Source organism: Tessaracoccus luoxuelianae (genome assembly GCF_055326245.1).
In genome coordinates this window covers 343,479-357,339 of sequence record NZ_JBUZNO010000001.1, presented here as the reverse complement: position 1 = coordinate 357,339, position 13,861 = coordinate 343,479, and the positions used below count along the sequence as shown (strand labels likewise).

Sequence of the window (13,861 nt, the reverse complement as noted above, 5' to 3'; positions counted from 1 at the left end):
GCCGGGGCTCCCGGGTCGAATCGCACAGTCCATCAGACGATCCCCGGGAGGCACCCATGCGCACATATCAGGAACCCATCCACGTGCTGTTCCGCGACGAGCCGCGGCAGTTCATCTGGCGTGACCGGCTGCTGCTGGTCAAGGAGGTCCAGGGCCGCTGGAGCCAGGCCACCCCGTGGTGGTCGGGCCGGCAGGTGCGCGCTGCCCGCGGGGAGGAGGTCGCCCCCGCCCCCACCCGGGACGGGGAGGAGCCCCCCAGAGCCGAAGTCCCGCCAGCCCGCGGCGACCTGCTCAGCGAGCGGGAGGTGTGGCGGGTGGAGGCCGGAAACGGGAGCCATCGGGGCGTCTACGAGCTGGCGCGCACCGTCGATGCCGACAACTGGGTGCTGCAGGCGGTGCTCGACTGATGATCGATTTCAGCCAGGCCCGGCGTCTCGCCGTCGAGGCCGAACACGCGGACCTGCCGACGGAGCGCTACCTGGCCGCCTACCGTTCGGCGGAGCAGGTGGCCATCGCCGCCATCTCGGCAGCCCCCGTGGGCACGCGGCCCCGCCAGGACGTGTGGTCGCTGCTCTACCGGGTTGCGCCGGAGTTCGGGGAGTGGGCCGGGTTCTTCGCCGCGGTGGCGCCCAAGGCGCGTGCCGTGCAGGCGGGCGCCAGGGCGCTGGTCACCGAGCGTGACGCCGCGGACCTGGTCCGCGACTCGCAGCAGTACCTCGCCGAGACGGCGCGCTGGCTGGGCCGCCGGGAGCAGGCGGGACGGCAGCAGGCAGGCCATCAGCAGGCAGGCCGGGAGCAGGCGGGTCGTCAGCAGGCGGGCCATCAGCAGGCGGGACGGCAGCAGGCGGCCGCGAAGGCGTCGTGATGGACAGCTTCGTGCACCTGCGCGTGGCCTCGGGCTACTCCTTCCAGTACGGCGCCTCCCACCCCGGCGAGCTGGTGGCCGAGGCGGTGCGCCACGGCATGGACGCGCTCGCACTCACGGACCGCGGCGGCCTCTACGGCGCCGTGCGGTTCGCGAAGGCCTGCCTCAAGGCGGGGATCGCGCCCATCGTCGGGGTGGACCTGGCGGTCCGGCCGGACGGTTGGCGCCCCACCAGGCGCCCCACGGCGGCCCGCGGCGGGCAACTGCGCGACGAGCGGCTCCCGCGGCTCGTGGTGCTGGCCACCTCCCGGGCCGGGTGGGGCACGCTGTGCGAGCTCATCACCGCCGCCCAGCTCACCGGCGAGCGGGGGGACCCGGCGGTCACCCTGGAGATGATCGCGCGGCACTGCGCGGGGCGCGACGCGGTGGTGCTGCTCGGCGCGGACTCGGAGGTGGGCGAGGCGCTGGCCGCCGGCCGCCCGGACCTCGCGGAGGACGCCGCCACCCGGTGGCGCTCGGAGCTGGGGCACGGGCTGGTCCTGGCCGCCACCAACCATCAGACGGGCGGTCGCGGGGCCGCGTCGGCCCACCAGGCCGCCGGCATGATCCGGCTGGCGCGCCGGCTCGCGGTCCCCGTCGTCCTCACCAACGCGGCGCGGATGGCGCGGCGGGAGCAGGCCGCCACCGCGGACGTGCTGGACGCCGCCCGCCGGCTGGCCCCGCTGGACGTGCGCACCATCGACAGGCGCAACGCCGAGGGCTACCTGAAGCCTGGGGAGGCGATGGCGGCCGCGGCGGAGGAGGCGGCCCGCCTGGCGGGTGAGCCGGACGGCACGGCGCTGCTGCGCGCCACCCGTCACCTGGCCGAGCGCTGCCGGCTGGACCCCGTCGGCGACGTCGGGCTGGGGGAGATCCGGCTGCCCGAGTTCGAGACCCTCGGCACCACGCTGGTCGAGGCGCCCGGGGTGCTGCGCGCGCGCTGCGAGGCGGGCCTGGCGCAGCGCTACGCATCCCTCACCCCCGAGGTGACCGGCCGCCTCGACGACGAGCTGTCCGTGATCGGCAGGCTCGGGTTCGAGTCCTACTTCCTCACCGTGGCAGACGTGGTGGGCCTCATCCGTGAGCTCGGCATCCGCTGCGCGGCCCGCGGCTCGGGCGCCGGCAGCCTGGTCAACTACGCGCTCGGGATCTCCGGGGTGGACCCCATCCGGCACGGCCTGATCATGGAGCGGTTCCTCTCCCCGCTGCGGGTGGCGCTGCCGGACATCGACCTGGACGTGGAATCCGCCCGCCGCACCGAGGTCTACGACAAGATCCTGGCCACGTTCGGCGGCCAGCGGGTGGCCTGCGTGGCCATGATCGAGACCTACCGGGTGCGCCACGCCGTCCGCGATGTGGGCGCCGCGCTCAGCCTGCCGCCGGTGGAGGTGGACGCCATGGCCAAGGCCTTCCCGCACATCCGCGCCCGAGACGCCCGCGCCGCCCTGCGGGACCTGCCCGAGCTGCGCGCCGCAGGCCTGGGGGAGGAGCGCCTCGATGTGCTGTTCTCGCTGGTCGAATCGCTCGACGGGCTGCCCCGGCACATCGCCCTGCACCCCTGCGGCGTGATCCTCAGCGACTCGTCGCTCGGGCAGCGCACCCCGCTGGAGGCCAGCTTCGGCGGCTACCCGATGAGCCAGTTCGACAAGGACGACGTGGAGGACCTGGGCCTGCTCAAGCTGGATGTTCTCGGCATCCGGATGCAGTCGGCCATGTCGCACGCGCTGACGGAGATCGCGCGCACCTCGCCGGCCGGGCCCCCGCCGCTCATCGACGACCTGGACCCCTTCGACGACCCGGCCGTCTACGACATGATCGCCCACCGCGCCACGCTCGGCTGCTTCCAGATCGAGTCGCCCGGCCAGCGGGAGCTGGTGGGCAAGTTCGGCCCCGAGACCTTCCACGACCTCATCGTCGACATCTCCCTCTTCCGTCCCGGCCCGGTGAAGTCGGACATGATCACCCCGTTCCTGGAGGCGCGGCAGGGGTGGGCGGAGCCCGAGTACCTGCACCCCAGCCTCATCCCGGCCCTCGAGCAGACCCAGGGCGTGGTGGTGTTCCACGAGCAGATCATCCAGATCATCTCGGTGGCCACCGGCTGCACCCTGGCCCAGGGCGACGAGGTGCGCCGGGCGCTCGGGGACAAGGAGGGCCAGGCGCAGGTCAAGGAGTGGTTCTGGCCCAAGGCCCGCGCCCGCGGCTACGACGAGCACATCGTCGGGCAGATCTGGGAGATCCTCGTCTCGTTCGCCTCCTTCGGGTTCTGCAAGGCGCACGCCGCCGCGTTCGCGCTGCCCACCTACCAGTCGGCGTGGCTGAAGCGCTACTACCCGGCGCACTTCCTCGCCGGCATCCTCACGCATGATCCGGGCATGTACCCCAAGCGGCTGCTGCTGGAGGAGGCCCGCCGCATGAACATCGCGGTGCTGGGCCTGGACGTCAACCGCAGCACCGCCCAGTACCGCGCCGAGGCGCTGGCCGACGGCGAGGCCGCGGAGGAGCCGATGGCGCTGCCGGAGCACCTCGCCATCGGCGCCCCGCCCACCACGGACGGGCTGCCGCAGGTCGACGGCTGGGGCATCCGGCTCTCGCTGGCAGACGTCAAGGGCATCGCCGAGGCGGAGATGGAGCGCATCGTCGCCGGGCAGCCCTACGCCTCGCTCACGGACTTCTGGGGGCGGGCCCGGGTGGCCGAGCCCGTCGTCGAACGGCTCATCCTGGCAGGGGCCTTCGACGCCCTCTACCGCATCGGCCGCCACGCCCCGGTGCAGCGGCGCGGCCAGATCACCCGCCGGGACCTGCTGCTGGCGCTGGCGGACCTGCACCGGCAGCGGCGGGCGGACGAGCGGGTGGTGTCGCGGGCGAAGGGGCGGCGCAGGAGTGTCGCGGGGACGGACCCCGGGGAACTCGCCTGGGCGCAGCGGCAGCGGGCGGGCCACCCGCCGCAGGCGGTGCAGGGTGCGCTGGACTTCGGCGTCGCCGAGACGGAGCCGACGGCGGACGTGCCCGTCACCGGCCTGCCGGAGATGGACGACGAGCAGCGGCTGAAGGCGGAGCTGGAGATCCTCGGCCTGGACGTCAGCCACCACATCATGGAGCGCTACCTGCCGCTGCTGCGGGCGCTCGGCGCCACCAGCTCGCGCACCCTGCTGCAGCAGCGCAACCAGGCCGAGATCCTCGTCGCGGGCGTGAAGGTGGCCACCCAGACGCCCCCGGTGCGCTCCGGGCGGCGCGTGATCTTCCTCACCCTGGACGACTCCACCGGCCCGGTGGACGCCACCTTCTTCGAGGACGCGCAGGGCCCGTACGCGGCCACCGTGTTCGCCTCCTGGATGGTGCTGGTGCGCGGCAAGGTCCGCCGCACCGGCCCGCGGGGGGTGTCCATCCGCGCCACCGGCTGCTGGGACCTGGGCCGGCTCGACGAGGCGTGGCGGGCGGCGCTGGCCGAGGGGGCCACGGAGGCCGAGGCTGTCGCGGCGGTGGTGGCCATCATCGACGAGGTGCCCGTGGGCTACTCCCTGGTGGGCCAGTGGCACCCCGCGCCGGCCGAGCGGCACGCCCCGGCCGCGCAGCCCGCACCGGGCGTCGACGAGGAGCCGCCCCCGGACCCGCAGGAACACACCCGCGCGGGCGGCATGGGGCGCCGCCGGGTGCTGGTGCACGCCAGCGGGTTCACGCAGTCGCCCTACGCGGACATCAAGCCGGCGGGCACCGGCGCCGCCGAGGCGCCACGCAAGCTGTGGCACTCCAGCCCGGGAAGCTCAGGGAGATGAGATGCCAGTCATCGCTCATGTGGACATGGACGCGTTCTACGCCTCGGTGGAGATGGCCCGGCACCCAGAGCTGCGGGAGGTGCCGATGTTCGTCGGCGGCTCCACCCGCGGGGTGGTGCTCTCGGCCAACTACCCGGCGCGCCGGTTCGGGATCGGCGCGGGCATGCCGTCGAGCCGGGCAAGGCGCCTGTGCCCGCAGGTGGCCGTGATCCACCCGGACTTCGACCACTACTCGGCGGTCTCCGACGGCATCCGCGAGATCTTCGACACGGTGACGGACCGGGTGGAGATGGCCTCCATCGACGAGGCGTTCATCGACCTCACCACGGCGCTGCGCCGCCTCGGAGGAGACCCTGTTGCCATCGGGGAGACGCTCCGCGCCCAGGTGATGGACGAGCAGGGGGTGCCGTGCTCGATGGGCATCGGCCCCAGCAAGTTCATCGCCAAGCTGGCGTCGAAGGCCGCCAAGCCGGACGGCCTGGTGCGGGTCCGCGCCGAAGAGGTGATCGCATTCCTGCACCCGCTGCCGGTGGAGGCCATCTGGGGCGTGGGGGAGGCGACGGCGGCGCGGCTGCACCGGCTGGGCCTCAGCACCGTCCGCGACATCGCCAACACCCCCCGTTCCACCCTGCAGCGGGCGCTCGGCGACGGGCAGGGCGCGCTCCTGCTGGACCTTGCCTGGGGCCGCGACGACCGCTCCGTCCTGGCCCGAGAGCCCGCCGAGCACAGCGTCGGCTCGCAGGAGACGTTCCCGCAGGACACCGACGACGCGGGCGTGGTGGCCACGGAGATCCTGCGGATGGCGGACCGAACCGCGTCGCGGATGCGGGCGCAGTCCATGGTGGGGCGCACGGTGACGCTGTCGGTGCGGTTCGCGGACTTCACCACCATCACGCGCACCGGCACGATCTCCGCCCCCACGGACCGCACCAACGACATCTACGCCGAGGCGATGCGGCTGTTCACCAAGCTCAACCTGCAGCGCGCCCGGATCCGCAGGGTGGGGGTGCGGATGGAGAAGCTGGTGCCGAAGGCCGGCACCTACGAGCAGCCCGCGCTGGACGAGCCGGCCCGCGGATGGACGGAGGCGGAGCAGGCCATCGACAAGGCGGTGCTGCGGTTCGGCCCGCACGCCGTGCGGCGGGCCACCCTCACCCGCCGAAGGGATGAGCGAACTGATCCACACCTGATCCATGCCTGATACACATTCGCAACGGTCCCCCAGCAGCATGGGGGAGATGAAACTCCTTGTCATCGCGCCCGCCTCCCGCTATCAGCCCGGCCACTTCGGTGAGCTCCTGGTGGCGCTGGCGGACCGGACTGTGGCCCTCGCCCGCGAGGCCGGCTGGACCACCACCCTCATCGGCATGCAGGACTGCGGGGATCACGTGTGGCACGCGGCGCTCGCTGCCGCGGACGCGGTGGTGCTGCTCGGCGGGCACGACGTGGACCCGCGCGTCTACAAGGGCAGGAACGAGTATCCCGGGTCCGGGGACCACCTGGGCACCGCGGACCGCCGCTCGATCGCCGTGGTGCAGGCCTGCCGCGCGGACCGCCGTCCGCTGCTGGGGATCTGCCGCGGGATGCAGTTGATCAACGTGGCCTACGGGGGGAACCTGTCTCCGGACCTGTTCACCGCCCAGACCCACCGGCTCCCCGACGGCCAGCGCGGCATGTTGGACCACCTCGTCGACGTGGAGGCCGGGTCGCGGTTGGCGGACGCGCTCCCAGCTGAGCGGTTGACGGTGCGCAGCTCGCACCATCAGGGCGTCGAACGACTGGGCGAGGGCCTGAGGCCCACGGCGTGGGCCACGCACGACGGCGTGATCGAGGGGATCGAGGACCCGGACCGCCCCGTCCTGGCGGTGCAATGGCACCCGGAGGACGAGGGGGCGGAGCCGGATCAGCTCACCGGTCTGCTGCGCTGGCTGGCCGCGCACATCCGCAGCACCGAGGCACCCCGCGCCAGCGCCTGAGGAGGATCAGAGGTCGCCCTGTTGGCGACGGCGCCACCGCTCCTCAAGCTTGTCCATGAAGTCCTGCGATGGGTTGGTCGACGGCGAGGGCCGCGGCGCGCTGGGCCCGCGCCTGCTGGGCTGGGCGCCCTCGTCACCCACCCTGCGCCACGAGTTGATGCCGATCAGCGCCGCGCCGAGCATGAGCAGGAAGCCGAGCACGCTCACCGCGGGGTGCACCTGGACCCCCACCAACAACACCACGACGCCGGCGATGAACCCCACGCCGGCGATGGCCGCCCTGCGGCGGTGAATGCGGATGGTCGACGACCCGCTCAGCGTGTCAGCGAGCTTGGGGTCCTCGGCCATGAGGGACGCTTCAAGCTGCTCCAGCAGCTTTCGTTCCTGCTCAGAAAGCGCCATTGGTTCTCCCTCGTCGACCTTTCGTTCCAGTCTATGCGCCGGGTCAACCGGCGGGAAGTCGACGCCAGAGAGAGGCCTGCAGGAGGATCGCCCCTTCAGCTGGCTGAGGTGCCGCGAAGCGGCGACGAAGCCTCAGAAACGTTAGCTGACAAGGTCACTCTTTTTGGGCTTCGAGGCTCGTCGCTGCGCTCCTCGCTCCTCTGCCCGCGGAGAGGTGCCGCGAAGCCTCATCAGCGGCGGAGGCGCCAGAGAGAGGCCGGCAGGAGGATCGCCCTGGCCCGCACCATGGCCGAGGAGTCCGCCCAGAGCGAGGCCCGCACCGCGCGCACCTGGGCGGGCAGCCGCCCAGGATCCGCCGTGTCACGCGAGAACTTACTCACCTCGACGGTGTGCGCGAGCTCCCGCAGCGCCGCCGCGCCGTTGGGGGGAAGGTCCACGGACTCCGACACCGGCCCGGGGGAGCCGTCCGGCCAGGGCCGGCGGAAGTCCCGGAACAGGGCCTCCACCTCCGTCCACGCCGAACCGGCCGCGACCCTCGCCTCCTGGCCGCCGCGCAGCCTCCACCACCGCTGCCCCCGCCGGACCGCGGCGGGCACGCTCAGCGCGACCAGCGCGATCCCGGCGAGCAGCCAGTCCAGCCATCCCACGTCGCCGTCGCCGCCCGGGGCGCTGGGCTGGAACGTGGGCATCGGCTCCTCGGAGGGGAGCGCAGACGGCAGGGTCGTGGGCGTCGACGGGCTGGGTGACGGCGAATCCGACGGTGCGCCTGAGGGCTGCGTGGCCGGATCGGTGTACTCGGGAGGGCCGTCGAACGCGGGGGTGGGCTCGAACGGCACCCAGCCGAGCCCGTCGAGGAAGAGCTCCGGCCAGGCGTGGGCGTCGTGCGCGGTGACCTCGAAGGTGCCGTCCTCGAGGCGCTCGCCGGGGGCGAACCCGACGGCCATCCGCGCGGGGATCCCCTCGAGGCGGGACATGGTGATCATGGCCGCGGCGAAGTGGATGCAGTAGCCTGCCCGCTCCTCGAGGAGGAAGGCGCTGATGGCGTCGGAGCCGGTCGACGGCGGGGCCTCGAGCGAGTAGGTGAAGGCGTCCGAGCGGAGGAACTCCTGGATCGCAAGCGCCTTCTGGCCGGCGGTGGCGGCCTCCGAGACCACGTCGGCGGTCAGGTCCGTGACCACGGGGGCGAGCCCCTCAGGCACCGCGACAGTGACGGCGTTGACGCCGCCGCCTGCCTCGGCCGCCTCGATGTCCTCCCGCGACGGGGACGGCAGGGTGGAGACCACGGAGTAGTTGAGGTCGATCGTCTGTTCCAGGCGGTCCGGGCCCGAGGCCACGATGCTCATCGTGTCGGGGTCGAAGCTCCAGCTGCCGTCGGCGTCGATGGACTCGGCCGCGAACGGGGCGGGCAGGTACTCCGACGGCACGCCGGCCATGGCCACGTCGATCTCCACGCGTTCGCCGGGGAACGTGTGGGCGCCCGCCAGCCCGATCCGCGAGAGGCGCATGGGGAGCAGGCGCGCCCCTGCGGTGGTGAGCTCCGGCAGCGCGACGGTGCGCATGTAGACGCTCTCGTCGTTGGAGGTGCGATACGTGAGGATGCGGGTGTCCGCGGGCCGCTTGAGGTCCTGCTCCAGGCGGACGGTGGGGTCGCTGAGCTGGATGGGGCCGTCCGGGCCGTCGCTGTTCCAGGGCTGCTTCTGCCCGAGCGGCACCAGCGGGGCGAGCACGAGCGCCAGGGCCACCGCGACCGCCCCGAACGCCACCGCCACCTGCGCCCGCGACAGAAGGTAGGCGCCGACGCGCGACGCCTTGCCGGTGACCTCGTCGGCCAGCCCCGTGGCGCTCACCAGCAACGCCAGGTAGCCCACCACCACGGGCAGCACGAACACGAACGACAGCTCGTCGATGACCGCGATGGACGCGATGCCGTACACCAGCGCCACCGGCGCGATGGCCCACGCCGGCTGTTCCAGGACGTTGACCAGCAGCTCCACCACCAGGATCAGCAGCCCGGTGAGCGCCACGATGAGCCACATCAGACCGGGGGTGGGCTCGACGGGCGCGGCGCTGGTGCGGATGGTCACCACGCCCTCGGCGACCAGCGCCTGCATCGAGCCCAGCGGATCCGTGATGCCCGCGCCGGCAAGGGAGGTTGCCCGCCAGACCACGTAGGCGCCGCCCGCGAGGATCTGGAGCATCAGCACCAGCATCCGCGGCAGGTGGAGCGCGGCGAGCGCGGCCCCGGTGACACCGACGATCCCCAGCACGACGGCGGACTCGACGAGGTAGCCCGCGCCCTGCACCATCGTCGAGAGCGGGAGCAACCCGAGCCAGAGCGCGACCGCGGCCACGAGGCTGGTCCAGGGGTGGTAGCTGAACCTCACCGCGACACCCGCTTCCACACCTGGGGCATCGGCTCCCCCGGCGCGTAGGCCTCGATGGTCCAGCCGTGGTTGCGCAGCAGCCTGCAGGCGTCGTCGTGCTCGTCGTCGGCGGCCCCCCAGGCGCGCGCGTCCGGCACCAGCGCCACCAGGCTCCGCGCCCGCCCCCCGGCGGCCACCAGCGCCGCCGCGTCCGCCGCGCGCAGCAGGCCGGTGGCCGCGACGATCGAGGACGCCGAGGTGAGCGCCTCGGTGTCCGTGACGGCGCGCCCCAGCCACGTCTCCTCCGACGGCGCCAGGTCCGTCATGGCCTCCACCATCGCGTGCCGCGCCCCGTGCCCGACGGCGTGGCCAGACTCGAACACCGTCCCCGACGGCGCCACCACGGACAGCCGGTAGCGGCCCTCCACCAGCAGCGCCGCGATCGAGGTGACGGCGGAGACCGCCCACTCGAGGCTGCCCGTGGGGCCCTCGCCGAGGTGCGCGTCGAGCCTGTTGTCCACGATGAGCGTGCTCGACGGGTCCCACGGATGCTCCTCGAGCCGGACCATGAGGTCGCCCTGCTTGGCGCTCATCTTCCAGTGCACCCGACGCATGTCGTCGCCGTGGCGGTGCTCGCGCACCAGCACGTCGTCCTGACCGGCCTGCCCGATCCGCTGCGGGGTCGCGTCGCCCGCCGCGCCCAGCCCCGCCCCGCCGGTGAGCTCGCCGAGCGGCCACACCCGAGGCGTGACCCGCAGGAGGGTCGTCTCGCCGGCAGCCGTGAACGTGCGCAGGGCGAGGCCGAACGGGTCCGCGGCGGAGCCCAGCAGCGGGCCGATCTCGAACCGCCCCCGGAGCGCAGCCTCCAACGTGTAGCCCACGGCCTGACGCCACCGGCCGAAGCCGCGGGCGATCACGAAGGCCGCCCCACCCCCCAGCGGGTCGGGTGCGGTGTCCAGGAAGCGCAGGGCGCTGGCCTGCGCCGGCGACTGGTTGGCCACCTGCAGCACCACCCGGGTGGAGGTGCCGACGGGGATGGTGGGCGGGGTGAGCGAGCGCTGGTGGCTGACGCGTGGGCGCGCCAGCACGAGGTAGCCCGCGGCGAGCAGGGGCAGCACCGCCAGGGTCAGCGCCACCCACATGAGGTCGCGCTCGCCCAGGTAGCCGGCCCCGGCGGTGGCCGCGACACCCAGGACCAGCAGCATGATGCCGCGGCCCGTCAGCCGGGTTCCCCGCTTGGGCAACGCCTCAGCCCCGGTTCGGTGCGGGGGTGGCGTCCACGATGGCCCCGATGATGCTCTCCGGGTCCCGCCGCGACACCTGGGCCTCCACCGTCGGCAGCACCCGGTGCGCCAGCACGGCCACCGCGAGGCTGCGCACGTCCTCGGGGATCACGTAGTCCCGGCCCGCCAGCGCAGCCTCCACGCGGGAGGCCCGCATGAGGTGCAGCGACGCGCGGGGGCTGGCCCCCAGCCGGAGGTCCGGGTGGCGCCGGGTGCCCTCGGAGATGGCGACGATGTAGTCGTTGATCACCGGGGCCACGTAGACGCTGCGGATGGTGCGGACGGCGGCGGCGATGGCGGCGGCGTCGGTGACCGGCGAGATGCTGGCCAACTGGTCCCCGCCGGCGTTGTGGGTGAGCATCGCCACCTCGGCCTGCCGCGCCGGGTAGCCCATGGTGATGCGCGCCATGAACCGGTCGCGCTGCGCCTCGGGGAGGGGATAGGTGCCCTCCATCTCGATGGGGTTCTGGGTGGCGATCACCATGAAGGGCTCGCTCAGTTGATACGTGTGCCCGTCCGCGGACACCTGGCCCTCGGCCATGGCCTCCAGCAGCGCGGACTGCGTCTTGGGGGAGGCGCGGTTGATCTCGTCGCCCAGCACGATGTGGGCGAAGATGCCGCCCGGCTTGAACTCGAACTCGCGCGTGGCCTGGTTGAACACCGACACGCCGGTCACGTCGCTGGGCAGCAGGTCAGGCGTGAACTGGATGCGCTTGACGTTGCCGGAGATGGCGCGGCCCAGCGATTTCGCCAGCACCGTCTTCCCCACCCCGGGGACGTCCTCGATGAGCAGGTGGCCCTCCGCGAGCAGCACCGCCACGGCCATCCGGATCTGATGCGGCTTGCCCTCGATCACCCGGCCCATCTCTGCGGCGATGTCGCGGGCGAGCTTGGAGACCTCGGCGAGCGAGGGGGTGACGGGCTGGTTCACCGGGACTCCTTCTGGTGGCGGGCCGGGACGGCGGTTCCAGCGTAGTTGCCAGCGGCAACGACCAGCCAACACGCCACAAAGTGGTGCCCTTGTGGGGGGAAGTGGGGTACGGTGGGGCGAAATGGAGCGAAGTGGATGGCTAGTGGAGCGAAGGGGGGCGCACACCGATGTTTCTGGGGACCTACACACCCAAGTTGGACGAGAAGGGGCGCCTCATCCTGCCCGCCAGGTTCCGCGACGCCTTGGAGGCCGGACTGGTGGTCACCCGCACCCAGGAGCGGGCGTTGGCCGTCTACCCCAAGGACACGTTCGAGGCGTTGATGGCAGAGGCCATGAGCGCCCCGAGCACCGTGAAGCAGGTCCGCGACTATCAGCGCATGATGACGGCGGGCGCCAGCTTCGAAGTTCCGGACCGGCAAGGGCGGGTGACCATCCCCCAGATCCTGCGCGACTACGCCGGCCTGGATCGCGACGTCGTGGTGATCGGAGCGATGAACCGCGCCGAGATCTGGGACGCCGAGACCTGGCAGACCTACTCCGCGGCCAGCGAAGAGGGTTTCGCCGGCATGGACGACGAACTCAGCGCCTTCCACAGGCTCTGACGGCCCACCCGGTGGCTCCCGGCCGGCGGCCCTGACCTCACTTCCCCGATGTCAGGTCCACTCCGGAAGGGAACCTCCGGGTGGGGCGCACGAGACGGACGAATTTCCATCAGAAGACAAGGGTCGAGACACATGCAGGGCTACGCGGACGTTCACGAACCGGTCATGGAAGACCGCATCGTCGAACTCCTGCGCCCGGCCCTGCAGCGCCCGGGATCGGTCTACGTCGACGGCACCCTCGGCCTCGCCGGCCACGCGATCGCCGTGCTGGAGGCCTGCCCGGAGGCCCGCCTGATCGGCATCGACCGGGACCCCGACGCCCACGCCGTCGCCCGCGACCGCCTGGGCCCGCTGGCCGAGCGGGCCACCCTCGTGCACGCCGTCTACGACGAGCTCCCCGAGGTGCTGGAGGATCTCGGCGTCGCGAAGGTGGACGCCATCCTGCTGGACCTCGGCCTCTCCTCGCTCCAGATCGACCGCCTGGAGCGCGGCTTCGCCTACCGCGTCGACGCGCCCCTGGACATGAGGATGAACCCGACGGAGGGCCCCACCGCCGCCGACGTGCTCAACACCTACCCGGCCCGTGAACTGTCGCGGATCCTCAAGTGGTACGGCGAGGAGCGGTTCGCGGACCGCATCGCCCGCGCCGTCGTCGACGAGCGGCAGCGCGCCCCGTTCACCAGCTCGGGGCGCCTGGTGGAGGCCATCTCGGCGGCCATCCCCGCCGCCGCCCGCCACACCGGCGGCCATCCCGCCAAGCGCACCTTCCAGGCGCTGCGGATCGAGGTCAACCGGGAGCTGGCCGCCCTCGAGGGGGTCCTGCCGGCGGCCGTCGACGCCCTGGCCGTGGGCGGCCGGATCGCGGTGCTCAGCTACCACTCGCTGGAGGACCGCCTGGTCAAGCGCACCCTGGCCGCGAAGTCCGCGGACCGCGCACCCCGCGACCTCCCCGTCGTCCCCGAGTACCTCAAGGCCGAGTTGATGCTGCTGACCCGCGGCGCCGAGCGGCCCAGCGAGCAAGAGACCGCCAGCAACCCCCGGGCCGCCTCCGCGCGGCTCAGGGCAGCGACACGAATCAGGGAGGCCACCGCATGAGCGCCCAGCCGATCACCGCCGCCGGGAGCCCGCCCGCCCCACGCCTGCGCGTCGTCAGGATGCCCGGCGGCACCGTCTCCCCCCTCGGCTTCGCCGTCATCGTGGTCCTGTTGATCGCCGCCGGCCTGGGCCTGGTGATGGTGGTCACCACCTCCGTGGGCGCCCAGTCCCGCGAGCTGGCCGGCCTCCGCAGGGAGGCCACCGAGCTCGGCTACACCCAGGCCGCCCTCACCTCCCAGCTCCAGAACGTCTCCAGCGCCAACGCGCTGGCGCTGCGGGCCTCCCAGCTCGGCATGGTTCCCAACCCGTACCCGGCGTTCATCCACCTGGCGGATCACACGGTCACCGGCGTGCCGACGGCCGTCACCGGAGACGAGCTGCCCTACCTGCGCGGCCGCCGCTCAGAGGCGCCCTCGACGGCGGCCCCAGTCACCACGCCGAGGCCGGAGGCGCCGGTGGTAGAGCTGCCCGACGATCTCGTCGCGGCCGGAACGACGGGGGAGTAAGGCCATGGCGGAACGCAAAGGGCGGC

General features: G+C 73.0%; 12 protein-coding genes. 8 read left to right on the top strand and 4 right to left on the bottom strand.

All coding sequences use genetic code 11. The annotated features are described in order from the left end of the window. The first annotated feature begins 56 nt into the window (after positions 1-56). From ACZK39_RS01625 to ACZK39_RS01605, 5 genes are read left to right on the top strand one after another with little or no spacing between them, the layout of a single operon-like run. A complete protein-coding gene (locus ACZK39_RS01625; RefSeq protein ID WP_463612309.1) occupies positions 57-407 on the top strand; it encodes a DUF6504 family protein in 351 nt (116 codons plus the stop codon). Beyond that, positions 407-865, top strand: a complete 459-nt coding sequence (locus ACZK39_RS01620) for an SAV_6107 family HEPN domain-containing protein (RefSeq protein ID WP_463612308.1) — start codon at positions 407-409, stop codon at positions 863-865. The genes ACZK39_RS01625 and ACZK39_RS01620 overlap by 1 nt, the downstream gene beginning before the upstream one ends. Next, positions 865-4,677, top strand: coding sequence for a DNA polymerase III subunit alpha (locus ACZK39_RS01615; protein ID WP_463612307.1), 3,813 nt, complete (start codon positions 865-867; stop codon positions 4,675-4,677). Before ACZK39_RS01620 ends, ACZK39_RS01615 begins: the two co-directional genes overlap by 1 nt. Before the next feature lies 1 nt (position 4,678). Then, entirely contained in the window at positions 4,679-5,878 is a 1,200-nt protein-coding gene (gene dinB, locus ACZK39_RS01610; protein WP_463612306.1) for a DNA polymerase IV, read from the top strand. A 37-nt stretch (positions 5,879-5,915) separates the two neighbouring features. Continuing rightward, positions 5,916-6,653: a gamma-glutamyl-gamma-aminobutyrate hydrolase family protein gene (locus tag ACZK39_RS01605; protein WP_463612305.1), complete on the top strand. Its 738-nt coding sequence runs from the start codon at positions 5,916-5,918 to the stop codon at positions 6,651-6,653. Positions 6,654-6,659: 6 nt separating this feature from the next. Here ACZK39_RS01605 and ACZK39_RS01600 read toward each other — a convergent pair whose 3' ends face one another. The 4 genes from ACZK39_RS01600 to ACZK39_RS01585 all read right to left on the bottom strand — a co-directional run bounded on the left by ACZK39_RS01600 (position 6,660) and on the right by ACZK39_RS01585 (position 11,566). Continuing rightward, positions 6,660-7,055, bottom strand: coding sequence for an SCO2097 family morphological protein (locus tag ACZK39_RS01600; protein ID WP_182782598.1), 396 nt, complete (start codon positions 7,053-7,055; stop codon positions 6,660-6,662). Between the two features lie 230 nt (positions 7,056-7,285). Then, entirely contained in the window at positions 7,286-9,439 is a 2,154-nt protein-coding gene (locus ACZK39_RS01595) for a transglutaminase TgpA family protein (RefSeq protein WP_463612304.1), read from the bottom strand. Beyond that, positions 9,436-10,662 (bottom strand): DUF58 domain-containing protein, encoded by a 1,227-nt coding sequence (locus ACZK39_RS01590; protein WP_182782600.1) that lies wholly within the window; start codon positions 10,660-10,662, stop codon positions 9,436-9,438. Before ACZK39_RS01590 ends, ACZK39_RS01595 begins: the two co-directional genes overlap by 4 nt. Positions 10,663-10,666: 4 nt before the next feature. Further along, positions 10,667-11,566, bottom strand: coding sequence for an AAA family ATPase (locus tag ACZK39_RS01585; RefSeq protein WP_182782635.1), 900 nt, complete (start codon positions 11,564-11,566; stop codon positions 10,667-10,669). 233 nt (positions 11,567-11,799) lie between these two features. On the opposite strand from ACZK39_RS01585, the gene mraZ reads away from it, so the two are divergent. From mraZ to ftsL, 3 genes are all read left to right on the top strand, one after another. Continuing rightward, positions 11,800-12,234, top strand: coding sequence for a division/cell wall cluster transcriptional repressor MraZ (mraZ, locus tag ACZK39_RS01580; RefSeq protein ID WP_182782601.1), 435 nt, complete (start codon positions 11,800-11,802; stop codon positions 12,232-12,234). A 132-nt stretch (positions 12,235-12,366) separates the two neighbouring features. After that, entirely contained in the window at positions 12,367-13,329 is a 963-nt protein-coding gene (gene rsmH, locus ACZK39_RS01575; RefSeq protein WP_463612303.1) for a 16S rRNA (cytosine(1402)-N(4))-methyltransferase RsmH, read from the top strand. Further along, positions 13,326-13,835 carry a cell division protein FtsL gene (gene ftsL, locus ACZK39_RS01570; protein WP_182782603.1) on the top strand — a complete coding sequence of 170 codons (510 nt, stop codon included), beginning with the start codon at positions 13,326-13,328 and terminating at the stop codon, positions 13,833-13,835. The genes rsmH and ftsL overlap by 4 nt, the downstream gene beginning before the upstream one ends. Positions 13,836-13,861 lie beyond the last annotated feature (26 nt).